Origin of the sequence: Pseudofrankia sp. EUN1h (genome assembly GCF_001854645.1) — a bacterium.
GTDB lineage: Bacteria > Actinomycetota > Actinomycetes > Frankiales > Frankiaceae > Pseudofrankia > Pseudofrankia saprophytica.
The window spans coordinates 233,322-250,344 of sequence record NZ_MBLN01000025.1; the positions used below are offsets into that span (position 1 = coordinate 233,322).

The following is a 17,023-nucleotide window of genomic DNA, read 5'->3' on the forward strand; positions in this document are numbered from 1 at the left end:
CTCGACCGGGCCGCGGACGCTAGTCGGTAGGAAGATCGGCCCTGGGCGGCGGCACCTGCGGGTGCCGCCGTTCCTGGTCGAGGGGGCGGGTCGTGTCCGGGTCGGGTTCGATCGGCCGCGCGCTCGCGCGCGGCCCCCACCGGCGCCGGCGGGCCGGCAGGGTCACCTCCGCGTCTACGGCTGGCACCGGGCCGCCCGCCGCCGCGGCGGCGGGCGGCCAGTCGTCGCCTTCTCCCCAGCCCGGCCCATCCGTCTGCGACGGGTCCCCGGACCACGAAGACTGGGGCCAGTCCGAGGTCGACGGTGGTCGCGGAGCTGCCTGCGGCCGCGTGCGGCTTCCCCATCTGCGGGTGGGCTTCGGCTGGTCCCTGGGAACCGTGGCGGCCGCTGGCCAGCCAGCGGGCGGCGACTGGTCCCCGGGCGGCGGCATCATCGCCGGAAGAACCTCTCGCCCGGCCGACCAGGTCTCACCGCCCGACCAGGGCTCGCCGGTCGGCCAGTCGCCCGCCGTCTCCGGTGCGTCGGCCTCGGCGCGGCGCGCCGCGCGGATCCGCCGAAGCTCCCGCGCCTGCCCGAACACCGTCGCGCCGGCCGCCGCGGCCGCGAGGACGAAGCCCAGCGGGCCGGGCATCTCTATCAGCCCGACGGCGCCACCGCCGACCCAGCCGAGCTGCAGGACGGTCTCCGAGCGGGCGAACGCCGAGTTGCGCACGTCGTCGGCGGTGTCCCGCTGGATGATCGCGTCCAGGGCGAGCTTGGCCATCGAGGCGGCCAGCATCGCCAACAGCGCGGCGAGCAACGCCGTGAGCTTCGCGTAGGTGACCGCCGCGAGCGCGCAGCTGCCCGTCGTCAGCAGCAGCGCGAGGGTCAGGAGACGTTCGGGGCGACGCCGGCCGAGCCGCCCGCCGATGAGGACGCCCAGACCACTGCCGACAGCCGCCGCCGCGGCCAGCACGCCGAGCCACAGCGAGGTTCCGCCCTCGGCGCGCAGCAGGAAGGCCAGGTAGAAGGTCAGGAATCCCACAATCGTGCGCAGCACCAGGGTCGAGCGCAGCGCCGCCGGTGACCCGCCGAGCACCGCCCGCACGGCGGCGCGCGCCCGGGCCGGCCGGCTCTGGTTCCTCTGCTTCTTCTCCCCGGCGACCAGGGGAGCCCGCGGGCCGGTCGCGGAGGCGACCACGTCCCGCAGCCGGCGCTCTCCCTCGTTCGAGTCGACCCGCTTCGGCAGCTTGAACGCGTACGGCACGCCGGCCAGGTAGAGCACCGCGCAGATCCGCAGCACCCACGGGTAACCGACGTAGGGGATGTGCGCGACGCCGAGGCCGACCGGGGCGGCGATGGTGCCGGCAACGATGTTGACCATCGACATTCGCGAGTTGACCTTGACGAGGGTCAGCTCCGGCGGAGCCACCCGCGGGATGACCGCGCTGCGCGCGACCCCGAACGCCCGCGAGAGCATGAGCAGGCCGAGCGCAAGCGGGTAGACCGCGAGCCCGGTCAGCGAGGCGGCCAGCTGCCAGGCAAGCATGCCGCGGCCAAGGCAGAGCGCGGCGAGGGCCGAGCGCCGCCCGTAGGGAAACCGGTCGAGGACCGGTCCGATCACGGGCGCGAGCAGCACGAACGGCACCATCGTGATCAACAGATAAAGGGCGACTTTGGAGCGCGCCTCACCCGTCGGGACGGAAAAGAACAGCGATCCAGCCAGCACCACGGTGACCAACGCGTCGCCGGCGGCATTGATCACGGACAGGTCGAGCAGGGCCGCGAGCCCTGATCGGTCCGCGCCATCCCGTCTCGTCGACGCGCGCACCCGAGTCAGGCCCGTGCCCATCCCGGCGCGGGCCTTTCCCACCGTTCGGCCGATCCCGCCAGTACCCACCCTGCCGAGTGTGCTCGCGAAACAGCCGCTGGGCCACGACCACGCCGGGCGTACCGGTCACGGTTGGGCGAGAATGTATTCGTGGACGATGTGACAGGCGCTGACGACGCCGTGAGCGCAACCCCGGCGACGCCGGCCGCGGCCTCAGCTACGCCTGTGGCCGCGCAGCCGGATACGTCGATCGCGGCCGGGACGCCAGACCCCGTGACCAGCGAGGAGGCACCGGAAGCGCTCGCCGGCCAGGCCGCCGAGCCGGTTGCCGTTTCGGCCGAGGCCCCGACGAGTAACCCCCCGGTTCCCGATACGCCGGCCGCCGAGACACCGACCGTTGAGACACTCTCCGGGGAGCAGCCCACTGCCGAGACGGTGACGGTGCCGACCGCCGAGGCCTCCGAGGAACCCGAAGCAGTCACGCCACCCGAAGCCGAGCCCGAGACGGTGCCGACCGCCGAGGCCTCCGAGGAACCCGAAGCAGTCACGCCACCCGAGCCCGAGCCGGCTGTCGCCGAGATCCAGGGCGCGGCGGACGAGGACGAGACGGTCGACGAGGGGGGCCGTGGTCGCGCGGGGCGGGCCGTCCGGGCCCCCGACCCGGTCTGTGCGGCCGCGGTCGACGTCGCCCGCGAGGCCGCCGTCGAGGAGGCCGGCGACGCGGACGCGGTCGGCGAGCACCTCAGCGTCGAGGCCGAGGGTGAGCGACTGGTGCTGCACCGGTTCGCCTGCCGCACACCCGCCTACCGGGGCTGGGTGTGGGCCGTCATCACCGCGCGGGCGCCACGGGTTCGCCGGGTGACCGTCGACGACGTGGTGCTGATGCCGGGCGAGGGCGCGCTGCTCGCGCCGCCCTGGGTGCCGTGGTCGCAGCGGCTGCGCCCGGGCGACGTCGGCGTCGGCGATCTGCTGCCGACCGCCGTCGACGACCCCAGGCTCGCGCTGCGCCGTAGCGACGTCGACGAGCTCGTCGACACCGACGACTTCCTGGAGCTCGGCCTCGGCCGGCCGCGGGTGCTGTCGGCGATCGGCCGCGAGGAGGCCAGCGCGCGCTGGTACGCCGGGGAGCCCGGCCCGGACGCGCATGTGGCGAAGGTCGCCCCGGCCACCTGCCTCACCTGCGGCTTCCACGTGCGGCTGGCCGGCGCGCTTGGCCGCCTGTTCGGCGCGTGCGCCAACGAGCTGGCGCCGGACGATGCACGGGTGACCTCCATCGACCACGGCTGYGGCGCCCATTCCGAGGCGCTGGTCGCGCCGTCGGCGCATCCCGAGTCAGTGCCCTTCGACGAGGATCCATCCGATCTGACGCCGACGGACGTCGAGCTGGTCGGCGCGACGGCGGGCGGCGCTGGCGGGGACGCTTCCGGCATCAGCCACGCCGGCCGCCCGGAGCCATACGGTCACGCCTGAACCGGTCTGAACCGCGCGTGGACCGCCTTTGAAGCGCGCGCTCCGCCGGGCGGCCCAACCGGCCCCCCGGTGGGGCATCGACACCGCTCGGCGGAGGCCCCCGGGGCCGCCAGGCCGCCGGCGTCCCCGCCGCCCCCGGCATGCCCGCGGGATGCCCGGGGTCCGCGGCGGTGGCGCACGAGCCGGACGTGCCGATCCGGGTCGAGTCGCCACCGAGCCGGACATGGAGATGCGGGGCACCACGCACCGTCGACGGCGATGCTAAGGTCCGTCAACAAAGTCCTGTTTGCCCGTCTTGGAAACCCCGTGCTGTTACCGCGCCATCCGACACGGTGGCGCTTCCGGTGGGCATGTTGATTCCTTCGATGGCGCACGGAACCGACCCAGGGCCGCCAGGCCGACCCCGGACCCCGAAGGAACGTGACCGGCAGGACCGACCACGCGCCTCAGGCGTGACAATAGTGCGACGCAACGTAACAGCGACACGAAAGCCAGGAACCATGCCTCGGACACGCCGATGAGCCGCACCCTGATCGTCACCGCCGTGCAGGCGGAGGCGGACGCGGTGTGCGCGGGCCTGATGGGTAGCTGGTCGCGTTCCCGCGGACGTTCCGCCGAGGCGCCGAGCGCGCCCGTCTCGCCCGACTGGGACCGGCAGTTGCTGACCACGTCCACCCTCGGCCCCTACGTCGGGCGCCGCCGCGGCCCCGTGACGGTGCTCGCCGCCGGCACTGGCGGGCCGGCGGCCTCGGCCGGCACCGCGGTGGCGCTCGCGGTCGCGCAGGCGGCGGGCGACCCCTTCACCCTCGTGCTGTCCATGGGGGTCGCGGGCGGGTTTCGCGGCTGGGCCGAGATAGGCGACCTCGCGGTGGCGGGGCGGCTGATCGCCGCCGACCTGGGCGCCGAGTCGGGCCTCGACGACCTGCGCGAGCCGCAGGGCCAGATCCACGAGATGGATCGCAGCCTCGGCTTCCACAGCACCGGCGCGCCGCCGCTGCCACGCACCACCAGCTCGTCCGTCGACGGCAAGTTCCTCACCCTGGACGACCTGGGTCTCGGCTCGTCCACGATCGTCCCGGACCCCGAGCTCGTCGAACGGCTGCGCACCGTGCTCGGGCTGACCGGCCGCCGAGTGGCCGCCGGCCCGGTGCTCAGCGTCGCCACCGTCACCGGCACCGAACTTCGCGCGGCGACTCTCACCGCCCGCTTCGACCCGGTCGCGGAGGGCATGGAGGGCTACGCGGTCGGCATCGCCGCCGCGGCCTTCGGGGTGCCCGTCGGCGAGATCCGCGCGATCAGCAACCAGGTGGGCCGGCGCGACCGGGGCAGCTGGAACATGCCGTCCGCGCTCGCGAGCCTGCGCACCGCGGCGGGCGCCCTGGTCGCCCACCCTGACGGCCTGCTCCAGACGCTCTGACATTGGTTCGCTCCGTGCGGGCACGGCGCTCCGGCCCCGTACTCGCTTCGCTCCCACGGGACCTCCGCGCCGTGTCCTCCTCCGCGAACGTGCGCTCCGGCGACCTCGCTGCGGCCCGGCCCACTTCGCTTCGCTCGTGGGTCGGGCCTCCGCGAGGCGCGCCTCCGCGCCAGCTCGGTTGCGACCCGCTTGACCGGCGCTAGTCCAAGATCGGGGCCCGATCTGGAGCAGATCCTTGCGGGAGCCACCCACGAGCGAAGCGAACGTGGCCCTGGGAGCACAGCCGTTCGGGTTGGTGACGATCAACGGCGGGTGACCGTGCGGCGCGGAGGCGCGCCTCCGCGGAGACCCGACCCACGAGCGAAGCGACGTGGCCCTGGGAGCACAGCCGTTTCGGGTTGGTGACGATCAACGGCGGGTGACCGTACGGCGCGGAGGCGCGCCTCCGCGGAGGCCCGACCACGAGCGAAGCGAAGTGGTTGGGCCGCAGCGGAGGTCGCCGCAGCGCACGTGAGCGGAGGAGGACGGCGCGCGGAGGTCCCTTCCGCAGCGAAGCAAGGAAGGGGCCGGAGCGCGCCGCCCGCACGGAGCGAACCAAAATACACAGCATGGCAACCGAGCTGACCCAGCCCAGGCCGACCGCCGCGCCCGGGGGTGTGGCGCCGCTGAGTCTGGCTATCTCGCCGTGCCCGAACGACACCTTCGCGTTCCATGCGCTGGCGCATGGCCTGGTGGCGGGGATGCCGCCGGTGTCGGTGACGTTCGCCGACATCGACGTGCTCAACGCGCGGGCGGCCGAGGGCCTGGACGACCTGGTGAAGGTGTCCTACGCCGCGCTGCCGTGGCTGCTCGACGGCTACCGGCTCCTGCCGTCAGGCGGCGCGCTCGGCCGCGGCTGCGGCCCGCTGGTCCTGATGGCCGCCGGCCGCGCGCCCGGCGGCGGCCCTGACGCCGCCCAGGTGGATGAGCGGGCGACGGGCACGGCCGGCCCGGGAGTCCTGCGCGGCGCCAGGGTGGCCATCCCCGGCACCCGCACCACGGCGTATCTGCTGTTCCGGCTCTGGGCCGCCGGCGTCGACGTGGCCTCGGTCGACGTGCTCCCGTTCGACCAGATCATGCCCGCGGTCCGCGACGGCCGCTACGACGCGGGCCTGGTGATCCACGAGTCCCGGTTCACCTACCCGTCCTACGGGCTGGTGTCGGTGGCCGACCTCGGTGACTGGTGGGAGGGAGCCACCGGCCTGCCGATCCCGCTCGGCGCGATCCTCGCCCGCCGGGATCTGCCCGCCGCCGTCGGCGACCTCGGCGTCGCCGTGCGGACCAGCGTCGCGGCCGCCTTCACCGACCGGGCGGCGTCCGCGGGCTGGGTGCTGGCGCATTCCCAGGAGATGGCGCCCGAGGTCGTCCAGGCGCACATCAACCTCTACGTCAACGACTTCAGCCTCGATCTCGGTGACGAGGGCTACGCCGCCGTCGAGGAGCTCCTCGGACGGGCCGCCGCCGAGGGCCTCGTCCCCCGCCTTCCCACCGCCCTGCGCTGAACCGCCAGCCCTGGACTTCGAACGCCAGCCCTAGACTTCGAGCTCGCTGGCGACGGCGTGGACGACCTTGGCGACGCGCTGGGCGGCGCGGCGGTCGGGGTAGCGGCCGCGTCGCAGGTCCCGCTGGACCTCGTCGAGCATCTTGATCATGTCTTCGACCATGCTGTGCAGCTCGTCGGGGCTGCGCCGGGCGGCCTGTGCCGCCGCCTTCGCCACCGACGGGGGCGCCGCGAGCACCCGGACGGACAGGGCCTGGTCGCCCTTGCGGCCGGCGGCGACGCCGAACTCGACGCGGTCGCCCGCGCGGAGCTTCTCGACACCGGGCGGAAGCGCCGCCTTGTGGACGAACACGTCGCCGCCGTCGTCGCGGCTAAGGAAACCAAATCCCTTGTCGACGTCATACCACTTGACCTTGCCGGTGGGCACGGGCGACCTCGTTCTGTGACACGACGGGATGGAACAGGGCCAAAGAAGGCGCGGCCACCTGTACCCGGCCGCGCCTTCGCCGGCCTTCGCCCCGGGCGACCGGGGCGGCTCGACCAGCCAACGACGGTCATCAGGCTATAGGGCGCGCGCCCGTCAGGCGCAGGAATTCATCCGCGCCAGTCAGCGGTCGACAGCCGACAGCCGAAAGTCAGCGGTCAGGACAGCAGCTCGTTCATGGAGCCGGAGCGGAAGCCACGCGGGTCGACCTCGACGGCGGGGAAGCCCTCCACGACGGCGACCAGGTCCGGCCGGTCGGCGAGGGTCGTCACCAGCCCGGCGTCCACCTCGATGCGCGCCCGGTCACCCAGGTCCCGCACCCGCAGGTCGCTGTAGTCCAGCCCGGCTCCCGCCAGCGCGAGCCGAAGCGCCCCCTCCGCCTGCTCGACGCGGGCGAGCCGGCTGGGGGTCACCTCGATGCCGTAGGCGATCCGGCTGGCGAGGCAGGCGGCGGCCGGCTTGTCGGCGGTGACGAGGCCCAGCCGGCGCGAGGCGGCCCGCACCTGGCGCTTCGTGAGGCCGGCGTCGAGCAGCGGGGTGGCGGCCCCGCGCTCGGCCGCCGCCCGGATGCCGGGACGGAACCCGGCGACGGCGTCGTCGGCGTTGGTCCCGGTGACGACGTGCGCGAGGCCCAGCTCGGCCGCGAACGGCAGGAGAGTCTCGGTGAGCTCCGCCTTGCAGAAGTAGCACCGGTCGGCGCCGTTCGCCCGGTAGCCGGGCCGGGACTGCTCGTCGGTCGCGGGCAGCACGTGGCGCACGCCCAGGTCGCCGGCGAGCGCGCGCGCCCCGGCGAGCTCCGCCGCCGGCAGCGACGGCGAGACGGCTGTCGCCGCGACGACGGCGTCCGGACCGAGCGTGCGCACCGCCCACGCGAGCAGGAAGGCGGAGTCGGCGCCGCCGGAGAAGGCGACGAGCACCGAGCCGAGGTCGGTCAGCCTCGCGGACAGGGCCGCGAGCCGCCGGTCGAGCACGGTGTCGGCCAGCCAGTCGGGAAACGCGGCGAGCGCGCCCAGGACCACGTCGGCGCCCGCGGCGGCGAGGGCCGCCGCGTCGTGCGGCCCGGTGGTCAGCCCGACGGCGAGGGCGCCACCGGCACGGGCCCCGATCATGTCGCCCTCGTGGTCGCCGACGAAGATCTCGACGCCGAGTTCGCGGATCGCGTCACCCTTGGTGCTGGCGTAACGGTTGCCGACGACGACGTCCGGCTCGATGCCGATCGCCGCGAGGCTGGCACGGGCCTGCGGCTCGTTCTTCGCGGTGACCACGACCACCCGGCCACCCTCGCGGCGCACCGCCTCGATGGCCTCCACGGCGCCGGGCATCCGCTCGGACACCGGGATCGCGTGCACCGCGTACAGCTCGCGGTACAGCGCGGCGACCGCCGCGATCTCGCCGGGCGGGAACCAGTTCGCGAGCTCCTCCTCCAGCGGCGGGCCCAGCCGGCTGACGGCCAGCGCGCTGTCGACCGGGACGCCGGTACGCGCCGAGAGCTCCACGTATGTCGCCGCGATGCCGCGGCGCGCGTCCAACAGCGTCAGGTCCAGGTCGAACCCGACAACCAGCGAAGAAGCAGGCGCACCATCTGACACTCCCTGAGCCTAACGACCGCGCTCGCTCGCCGGCCGGCGCCGACCGGATCGGCGTCAGAGCTGGATGGTCACGCCGTCGCCGAGGAGTCCGTCGTGCAGCTCGAGACGTGACGGATGGGCCACCGACGGGATGTCGAACACGAGCGTGCCGCTGACTTCTCCGTCCGGCTTGACCGAGTTCCAGAGGCTCTCCAACGGGAAGTACCAGCGGGAGYTGGAGTAGGCCTCGTGCTTGCCGCCGTTCTGGTCGAACATGAACTGCTGGTTGGCGACCAGGCCACGCGCGGTGTTCCCGGCGTTGTGGACGCTCACCTTGACCAGGCAGTACTGCCCGTCCGGATGCTTCTTGATGATCACACCGATCTCGGTCACGCCGCAGCGCACGTCCTTGATGGTGAACTCCAGCGAACCGTCGCGGTAGACCCGCTCGGTGGGCGTCGGCGTCGCCGGCGTCGCCGACGTCCCGGACGAACCGGAGCCGACGTCGCTGGACGTGCCCGGGTTCAGCGCGATCGCGGCGATCGCCGCCGCTCCCAGGACGAGCAGCAGGACGGTGAGCCAGAGCCCGACGCGGCTGCCGCGGTTGCCCGGCCCGCGACGCCGGGCAGGCGGCGGACCGCCCGGCCCTCCGCCTGGTGGGCCGCCCCCGGGCCAGTGCCGTTCGCCCCCGACGGGGGTCGACGGCCGCCGCGGCGACACGATCCCCCCGGAAGCTCCGGGGTAGGCGGCGGCCTGGCCTCGGTTGGGTGCGGCCTGCCCCTGCCCCGCTTCCCGGGCCCCCGGTGGGCGCTGACCCGCAGGACCGTGACCGGCGGCGCCGTAGCCGGGCGGCGCGACCCTCGTCCTGGGCAGCCCTCCGGCCCGGCCCACGCCGCCCTGGTCCGGTCCTTGCTGGCCTGGGCCGTGCTGGTCGGGGCCGGTCAGCGCCGCCACGACGGGGCCGGCCATCACGTCCGCCCGATCCGCGGCGAGCCCGAGCAGCTCCTCCCCCGKGGCGAGGCCCGCGCCGCCGCTCGGGCCCGTCTCGACCAGGGCGAGCAGCAGGTCGCGAGCGCTGGGCCGGCCGTCGGGGTCCTTCGTGAGCGCCGCGGCGACCAGGCCGTACAGCGGCGGCGCGAGGCCGATCAGGTCGGGCTCGGCCGAGACGGTCCGGTAGGCGAGGTCGATGTCCTGCCCCTCACCGAAGGGGTGCCGGCCGGTACCGGCGTAGGCCATGAGGATGCCCCAGGTGAACACGTCCGCGGCCGGCCCGATCGGCTGCCCGTTGATCTGTTCGGGCGCCATCCAGCCGGCGGAGCCGAACCCCCAGGACGTCGGTTTGGCCTTGCTGTCCGCGGCCACGGCCTGGGCGATGCCGAAGTCGATGACCCGGGGCCCGGACAGCGAGAGCAGCACGTTGCTCGGCTTGAGGTCACGGTGGATCAGCCCGGCCCGGTGGATCGCGGTGAGCGCGGTGGCCACCCCGACCGCGAGACCGGTCAGCGTCGACGACGTGAGCGGGCCACCTCTGGCGATCGCCTGGTCCAGGCGCAGGCCGTCGATGAACTCGGTCACCAGGTATGGCGCGGACGCGTCGGGGTCGGCGTCGAGCACCTCGGCGGTGCAGAACGGGGCGACCCGGCGGGCGGCGGCCACCTCCTGGCGGAAGCGGCGGCGGAACTCCTCGTCCGCGGCCAGGTCGGGCCGGATGACCTTCACGGCGACCAGCCGGCCGGCTGGCCCCCGCCCGAGGTAGACCGTTCCCATCCCGCCGGTTCCGAGCCGGCTGAGCAGGGCGTACGGACCGATCCGGCGGGGGTCGTGCGCGGCGAGCGGCTCGCCTGGCACACCGGAGGCCGGGCGTCGCGCCGCGCCCGCCACGTCCTCCGTCACCCGCGCCCCCGGTCTCCTGGCCCGATGACCCCGGTCACCCTCGCCGTTGTCCCGCCCGCTCTCGCTTCCGTCCCGCCATGCCGCCAGCCAGTGAGCACCGCGCGACCTGGCGCGACCCACCAGCCGCAGTCTGCCCCATCACCCCGGTTCCCCGCCCCCCGCGTTCAGCTAGCCGACACCCCGGGCGACGACCTGTCGGGGTCGTCGGGGGGGAGGAACGAGACACGGCGACCGCAGTCGTCGCAGACGGCGACCGCGGCTCCCGGCTCCTCGTCGGAGGGAACGAGGTGAGCCAGCGGGACGATCCCGGAACACCAGGGGCAGGTCAGCCACGGGCCGTCGGTCTGGCCGTCGTGGACAGAACCGCCAGTTGTCATGCCTCCACGATCGCATGCGGTAGGAGACACTGGGCACATGCCGGAGCTACCGGAGATGGAAGCGCTTGCGTCGGTCCTGAGAGAGCGCGCGGTCGGCAAGGTGGTCGCGCGGGCGGAGCCGGTCGCGATCAACGCGCTGCGCACCGTCTCTCCGGGGCCCGGTGACCTGGTGGACGCGGCATTGGTCGACGCCACCCGGCACGGGAAGTTCCTGGACCTGGTCTTCGCCGCGGCGGGCGGCGAGCGGCTCGACCTGGTCACCCATCTGTCCAGAGCCGGCTGGCTGCGCTGGAAGGACAGCCAGCCGGCCGCGCCGGGACGCGCCGGCCGAGGGGGGCTCGCGTTCCGGCTGGTGTTCACCGACGGGTCCGGCTTCGACCTGACGGAGGCGGGCACCCAGAAACGGCTAGCCGTCTACCTGGTGCGCGACCCGGCCGAGGTGCCAGGCGTCGCGAGGCTCGGGATCGACCCCTTCGACGACGCGTTCACCGTCGAGGCGCTCGCGGGGCTGCTCGCGGCCGCCGGGCGGGCCCAGATAAAGGGGGTGCTCACCGACCAGTCGGTGCTCGCCGGGGTGGGTAACGCATATTCCGACGAGACGCTGTGGGCGGCGAGGCTCTCGCCGTTCGCGCCCGCGAGCGGTCTCGGCGCCGAGCAGGTCGCGGCGCTGCATGCCGCGGTGGTCGGGGTGCTGCGCGCCGCCGTCGACGCGGCCGGCGGCCTGGGCGCCGCGGACCTGAAGGCGGAGAAGAAGGCGAACCTGGCTGTCCACGGCCGCACCGGACAGGCCTGCCCGCGCTGCGGCGACACCGTGCGTCAGGTCGCCTTCGCGGACCGGAGCCTGCAGTACTGCCCCACCTGCCAGACGGGCGGCCGGATCCTCGCTGACCGCCGCCTGTCCCGCCTGCTCAAGTAGCCGCGGGCCGGAGCCACCTCTGGCCATGATCGGAGGCACTTCCCGGTGCCGGCCGGAGGCACTTCCGGGTCCCGGGGCCAGGCCGGCCACCGCGCCGACGGCGGGCCCCAGTCGCCGGATCGCCGTCTCGGAATGCGAGGATGGCGTGGTGGGAGCTGACCAACTGCCGACCGTCACGGTCGCTGACATCCCGCCGAACCATTCCTCCGACCTCGGCGCCGCCGATCCAAGAGGGACCTCGGCCGGATTGTTCCTGCTCGACGTGCGCGAGCCGGAGGAGTGGACGGCCGGTCACATCGACGGAGCGGTCCATATTCCGATGGGGGAGCTCACCGGCCGTCTCGACGAGGTCCCGCGCTCGGCGAGGGTGGTGGCGGTCTGCCGCTCCGGCCACCGCTCGGGCAGGGTCACCGCCTTCCTGGTCGACGGCGGCTGGGACGCCTACAACCTCGAGGGCGGCATGATGGCCTGGGCCTCGGCCGCCCGCCCGATGACGGCCGACACGTCAGTCCCGCCCTTCGTCCTGTAGCGGCGGGCCGGCCCGCCGCGAAGGCGTTCCCGCGAGGGCGTTCCCTGGCGGCGGTTGCCCGCGCTGTCCCGCGTCGGGTGGCCTACCTGAGCTCGGCGATGGTCACGGGCGCGCCGGCCAGCAGGGCGAGCGAGACCGGTGGGTCCTCGAGGCGACTGTTGTGGTCGCTGGGGCGCAGTCCGTCGAGCATCAGGTCGACATAGCGGCGCCAGGTGCCCCCGGTCGGCGCGTCGGTGAGCTCGAGGATCACCCGCAACGCACGTAGCAGCACGATCAGGTCCGCGAGCACCACGTCCGCGCGCAACAGGCCGGCCCGCTGAGCATCGGCGAACATCGTCCCGATCAGCGGCACCACCTCGTCGAACACGGCCGCTCGGGTGCGTCCGGTCCAAAGCCGGCGGGAGACGAATGCCCACCGGCAGGCGTCGTCGCTCAGTCCGGTCACCAGGAACTCGCGCAGCGCCCGCCCGGGCGGCTGTGCCTCGATGGCGACGACCGCGAGCTCACGCACCCGCCCGACCGCGGTCACGAGGGTCTCCTCCACGAGCGCGTCCTTGTTGGGGAACCGGCGGTACAGCGTGCCCATGCCGACGCCGGCGCGCCGGGCTATCTCGTCCACGCCCACGCTCAGGCCCTGCTCGATGAACAGTTCGCGGGCCGCCCGTAGGATGCGCTCCCGGTTCCGCTCCGCGTCGCGACGCAAGGGCCGACCCGGCCCAACCACCTTGACTACCTTGACCACCTGCGAGCCCCCCGGGTGCATGCGGCCACTGTAAGGGCCCCAAGCCAGCGGGATCGGCCCATTCGATCACACACCCGAATTCGTGGGTCGCAACCGGCGCCGGAGGTGCCAAAGTGCAGGATGGGGGGCGGATCGCGCTTCTCGTCGACTACCCGGAAGATTGGGCCGACGAGGCAGACTGCCCACGGACGATCGGGCGGCGGTCGCAGCGGCGGCGGCGGACAGCGGACAAAGGACAGGCGGGCGTAGATGAGCAAGTTGGTGTCGCGACGAATGAGCGTGGCGGCCGCGGCATTGGTGACCAGTGTGGTCGCCGCGATGCTGTTGACCTCGTGCGATGGGGTCCAGCAGGCCGTCGACAGTCTCTCGAGCCCAACACCCACGCCGGCGGCGGGCCCGGCGACGGGCGGCGCGGCCGGGGATGGCTCGGCGCTGGCGGTGCTGRCCACCCTGCAGGTGCAGCCGCTGAGCACCGAGAAGAAGTACGACCGCGACGAGTTCGGCACCGCCTGGAAGGACGTCGACCACAACAGCTGTGACACCCGCAACGACATCCTGCACCGCGACCTGCGTTCGGTCACGGTCGGCAAGAACGACGACTGCATCGTGCTCTCGGGCGAGCTGAGCGACCCGTACACCAACCGGATCATCCGCTTCAACCGGGGCCGGGACTCCTCGGCGGTGCAGATCGATCACGTCGTCGCGCTCGCCGACGCCTGGCGTACCGGCGCGTACGCCTGGACCGACGACGTGCGGGAGGCCTTCGCCAACGACCCGCAGAACCTGCTCGCCGTCGACGGCCCAACGAACATCGACAAGAGCGACCAGGACGCGAGCGAGTGGCTCCCGCCCGCCAAGGGCTACCAGTGCAGCTACGTCGCCCGTCAGGTCGGCCTGAAGGCCCGCTACCACCTTTGGGTCACCCAGGCCGAGGCCGATGCCATGCGCGGCGTCCTGTCCACCTGCCCCTCCCAGCCCGAACTGGGCGAGTAGGGCGGTCCCGCGGCCGGACGCTTCGCGCCCCAGCAGGGACCCCGGCCTCGCGTCGCCAGCGGTGGTCGGGTCGCGATCCCGGACGACCGGGAACCTCGCGTCCCGCCTCGTCGCCAGACAGCCGAGGCCATGAGATGTCCTAGGGCGGCCCGCGGAACGGCGGGCTCGTGGGGACGGCGGGCCCGTGCCACCACGCCGGTGGCGATCCGGACCAAGGAGTCCAGATCGCCACCGGTGACGCCGGCGTAGCGAGCGGGCGCCAGTAGCCGCGACGGACACGGCAACCCCGCCACTTCCGCTCACACCTACCAGTATTTCCCAATCCGGCAGTTTTCAAAAGATTTACCAATGTGCCCCTGCTCGCGAATGGGTACCAAAACTCGGAAAGGTAGCCGGAAAGAATCGCCGGGGAACATATCGACACCCGGCCGCGTCCCGTTCGGATCAGTGGCACCGCGACGACGGGTCCGAGGTTCGGTCACCTCACCCACCCGCCGGAGTTCACCTCATCCACCCCGTCACGGCCTCGAACGCCCTTTCGATCCAGCGCCACCGACGCCGACGAGAAGACGAGACCCAGCCTGCCGCCCACCCAAGCCAGGAACAGATCCACCGCACAACTTCAACCAACCTCGACCACATGCCCCGACCAAGGCCGATACAGCCACGACGAAAGCGTCGTCCAGCCGTCCCCGGTCTCCTCCCCGCCCCCTCCACCAACCCCGATCAGGAGGGACCAGGAGGCGAATCCCCAGCTCGACGCCCCGACTCCCCGCCAGAGCCCGCGTCAGCCAACACAAGAGCCGGGACCGCCCGACAAAAGAAGAGCTCCCGGAATACCGCACCCCCAGCCACCAGTCTCRCCGCGRCACCGGCTATCCGAGGCCCAGCGAAAGAGCCAATCCCATACGGCCCCAAAAAACACCGCAGCAACATCGCTAAAGCGATCCGAAGCCCCACCAACAGCACGCAAAAGCTGGAAACCAACCGAATGGGGGTTCCAGGGGGCGAAGCCCTCCCTGGCGCGGGGACCGGGGCTCGGCCCCGGAGCAACATAACGCGGGAGCCCAGGAGTAAATCCCGAAAGGGATTTACGAACAAGATTGAGCCGATCGCGTGGGCGAGGGGGGAGTTGAACCCCCACGTCCTTTCGGACACACGGACCTGAACCGTGCGCGTCTGCCATTCCGCCACTCGCCCGAGTGGTCTTATCTCGTGACCGGAGCTACCGTACCACGTCCGCGTGGGGCGGTGACGCGGGGCGGCCTCGCCATCGGACATCGGCGGTGCACGGCGGGACTGGTTGCGGGTCAGGCGGTATGGCGGCGCGCGGCTGGTCTCCGGCCGGGCCGGTGGACGGGCGGACGGGCGCGCGATCCGGCCCGGGGTGGACCTATGACATCGGGCTTGACGGGGTATCGGTAAGACGACCTACGCGAAGCACCCGAAGACGGTGGCGGCCAGCGCCCTGTCAGATAGCGTCCCCTGCCAACCAGCGTCCCCCGCCAACCAGCGTCCCCCGCCGCCGACCCCGGCTGGTCCCGCCATACACACTGACTCGTAACCAGTCCCGCCGGGCGCTGCCGGCGCCCGATGACGGGGGCGGCGCGCGTCCTCGTCATACGATCCACAGACCGGGCGAAGGGAGGTCGGGCATGGGCGTGCTGCAACGCTTCGAACGCCGCCTGGGCGGCCTCGTGGAGGGCGCGTTCGCGAAGGTCTTCAAGGGCGGCGTGGAACCGGTCGAGATCGCGGGCGCCCTGGCGCGGGAGACCGACGACCGGCGGGCGATCAGCTCGAACCGGGTGCTGGTGCCGAACCAGTTCGCGGTGGAGCTGGCGAACGGGGACTATGYGCGGCTCGCGCCCTATGCCCGGGCGCTGTGCGACGAGCTGGCGGAGATGGTCCGGGAGCACGCGGCGGAGCAGCGGTACACGTTCGTCGGGCCGGTCAGCGTGAAGCTGTCGGAGGCGCAGGACCTCGACGTCGGTGTGTTCCGGATCCGCAGCAGCGTGGCCTCGGCCGATCCGGGAGTTGTCGCCGGCCCGCGCGGCGCGGCGCCGCGCGCGACGCCAGGCACCCCCCACCTGATGATCACGAGCAAGGACGCGCCACCTGGGGCGGAGCGGGAGTACTCGCTGACAGGCGAGTCGACGCTGATCGGCCGCAGCGTGGAATGCGACATCCGGCTTACGGACACCGGGGTGTCGCGCCAGCATGGCGAGATCCGGCGCATGCCGGACGGCAATTTTCTCTATGTCGATGCCGGTTCGACGAACGGCAGCATCGTGAACGGTCGGCCGGCGACGCAGGTGAAGCTGGTCAACGGGGATCTCATCGAGCTCGGCAACGCGCTGATCACGTTCGTGCGCGAGGACGCGCGGCCCGCTCGGACGTCGACGCCGCCGCCACCGGAGCATTCTCGCCGCCCCGGTGGCCAGGAGCCTTATCGCCCCCGTGAACGGGATCGCGATCGGCGCCCCGAGCCGCCGCCCTACGCGGACCATGTCACCCCCCGCCCCGAGCCCTATGCGGACCGCGTTACCCCCCGCCCCGAGCCCGTCCGGGACATACCGCCGCCACCTGGCCGACCGGACCCGTACGCGGACCGGGAACGTCCCCACCCGCGCGGCGACCAGCCTCGCGACCGTTCCAACCCCCGCGGCGAGCCGTATCGGGACGCGCCGCCGCCGGTACCACCGCCCCCGGCGGCCCGGCCGGAACGGCCAGTGCGGCCAGGGCGRCCAGACTCATTCGTCGACCGCTCCGGTCCGCCCCGAGGCGAGCGCTATCGCGAGGAGGCCGACAGAGTCCCGTCAAACCCACGTAACGAGCCGTATCGGGACGGCGGCGGCCGGGACCCGCGTGACGGAMACGATGCCCGAAATGTCCGCTCCCGACAGGGCGTCGACACCGATCTGTACCCTGACGGGGAGGACGAATATGGCCCCGGTCGCCGTGCCGACGGACGCCCCCGTGGACGCTATGGATCCGAACGCTATGGTTCTGACCGGTCCAGCACTGAACGTCCCGGTGCTGAACGTCCAGGTACGGACCGTCCCGGTGCTGAACGTCGAGGTACGCCGCGGGGAGCGAACGGCTTCGACGGTCCTCCGGCCGAACGGGTGGGGCCCGGCCGCGGTGGCCGTGACGACCGTGCTCAGAACGAGATCTACGATGCCGAGACCGAACTACCCGGCCGGACCCCTGCTCGTCCTCGGCCCGACGACCACCGACGTCGGCCGGGCCCACCCCCTCCGAGCGACCGGAGCTGGTAAAGCCTG

The 17,023-nt window shown here is 73.1% G+C and carries 12 protein-coding genes and 1 tRNA gene; 7 read left to right on the plus strand and 6 right to left on the minus strand.

All coding sequences use genetic code 11. The features are described from left to right. Positions 1-19: 19 nt before the first annotated feature. Complete coding sequence (locus BCD49_RS07305) at positions 20-1,831, minus strand: MFS transporter (protein WP_007518048.1); 1,812 nt, start codon at positions 1,829-1,831, stop codon at positions 20-22. A gap of 129 nt (positions 1,832-1,960) precedes the next feature. Here BCD49_RS07305 and BCD49_RS07310 point away from each other — a divergent pair, with 129 nt between their 5' ends. The 3 genes from BCD49_RS07310 (at position 1,961) to BCD49_RS07320 (ending at position 6,238) form a co-directional block, all read left to right on the plus strand. After that, a complete protein-coding gene (locus BCD49_RS07310; protein ID WP_007518050.1) occupies positions 1,961-3,280 on the plus strand; it encodes a DUF3027 domain-containing protein in 1,320 nt (439 codons plus the stop codon). Positions 3,281-3,797: 517 nt separating this feature from the next. Further along, entirely contained in the window at positions 3,798-4,697 is a 900-nt protein-coding gene (mqnB, locus tag BCD49_RS07315) for a futalosine hydrolase (RefSeq protein WP_007518051.1), read from the plus strand. Between the two features lie 608 nt (positions 4,698-5,305). Continuing rightward, a complete protein-coding gene (locus tag BCD49_RS07320; RefSeq protein ID WP_007518052.1) occupies positions 5,306-6,238 on the plus strand; it encodes a 1,4-dihydroxy-6-naphthoate synthase in 933 nt (310 codons plus the stop codon). Positions 6,239-6,268: 30 nt separating this feature from the next. Here BCD49_RS07320 and BCD49_RS07325 read toward each other — a convergent pair whose 3' ends face one another. The 3 genes from BCD49_RS07325 to BCD49_RS07335 form a co-directional block, all read right to left on the minus strand. Beyond that, the gene (locus BCD49_RS07325) at positions 6,269-6,664 is read right to left on the minus strand and encodes a cold-shock protein (RefSeq protein WP_007518054.1); all 396 of its coding nucleotides are present in this window, start codon (positions 6,662-6,664) and stop codon (positions 6,269-6,271) included. Between the two features lie 215 nt (positions 6,665-6,879). Beyond that, entirely contained in the window at positions 6,880-8,310 is a 1,431-nt protein-coding gene (gene larE / locus BCD49_RS07330; RefSeq protein ID WP_083401325.1) for an ATP-dependent sacrificial sulfur transferase LarE, read from the minus strand. A gap of 54 nt (positions 8,311-8,364) precedes the next feature. Beyond that, positions 8,365-10,182 carry a serine/threonine-protein kinase gene (locus tag BCD49_RS07335; protein WP_071041299.1) on the minus strand — a complete coding sequence of 606 codons (1,818 nt, stop codon included), beginning with the start codon at positions 10,180-10,182 and terminating at the stop codon, positions 8,365-8,367. Positions 10,183-10,596: 414 nt separating this feature from the next. Here BCD49_RS07335 and BCD49_RS07345 point away from each other — a divergent pair, with 414 nt between their 5' ends. Both BCD49_RS07345 and BCD49_RS07350 read left to right on the plus strand, forming a co-directional pair. After that, positions 10,597-11,475: an Fpg/Nei family DNA glycosylase gene (locus tag BCD49_RS07345; RefSeq protein ID WP_007518059.1), complete on the plus strand. Its 879-nt coding sequence runs from the start codon at positions 10,597-10,599 to the stop codon at positions 11,473-11,475. Positions 11,476-11,623: 148 nt separating this feature from the next. Continuing rightward, a complete protein-coding gene (locus BCD49_RS07350; protein WP_007518061.1) occupies positions 11,624-12,004 on the plus strand; it encodes a rhodanese-like domain-containing protein in 381 nt (126 codons plus the stop codon). A gap of 82 nt (positions 12,005-12,086) precedes the next feature. On the opposite strand, the gene BCD49_RS07355 is transcribed toward BCD49_RS07350, so the two are convergent. Further along, the gene (locus BCD49_RS07355) at positions 12,087-12,728 is read right to left on the minus strand and encodes a TetR/AcrR family transcriptional regulator (protein ID WP_241832276.1); all 642 of its coding nucleotides are present in this window, start codon (positions 12,726-12,728) and stop codon (positions 12,087-12,089) included. Between the two features lie 267 nt (positions 12,729-12,995). On the opposite strand from BCD49_RS07355, the gene BCD49_RS07360 reads away from it, so the two are divergent. After that, positions 12,996-13,739: an HNH endonuclease family protein gene (locus tag BCD49_RS07360; RefSeq protein WP_071041300.1), complete on the plus strand. Its 744-nt coding sequence runs from the start codon at positions 12,996-12,998 to the stop codon at positions 13,737-13,739. Positions 13,740-14,856: 1,117 nt separating this feature from the next. On the opposite strand, the gene BCD49_RS07365 is transcribed toward BCD49_RS07360, so the two are convergent. Beyond that, a tRNA-Leu gene (locus tag BCD49_RS07365) sits at positions 14,857-14,939 on the minus strand. 455 nt (positions 14,940-15,394) lie between these two features. Between BCD49_RS07365 and BCD49_RS07370 the strand changes: the two genes are divergently transcribed. After that, positions 15,395-17,017 (plus strand): FhaA domain-containing protein, encoded by a 1,623-nt coding sequence (locus tag BCD49_RS07370; protein WP_071041301.1) that lies wholly within the window; start codon positions 15,395-15,397, stop codon positions 17,015-17,017. The last annotated feature ends 6 nt before the right edge of the window (positions 17,018-17,023 follow it).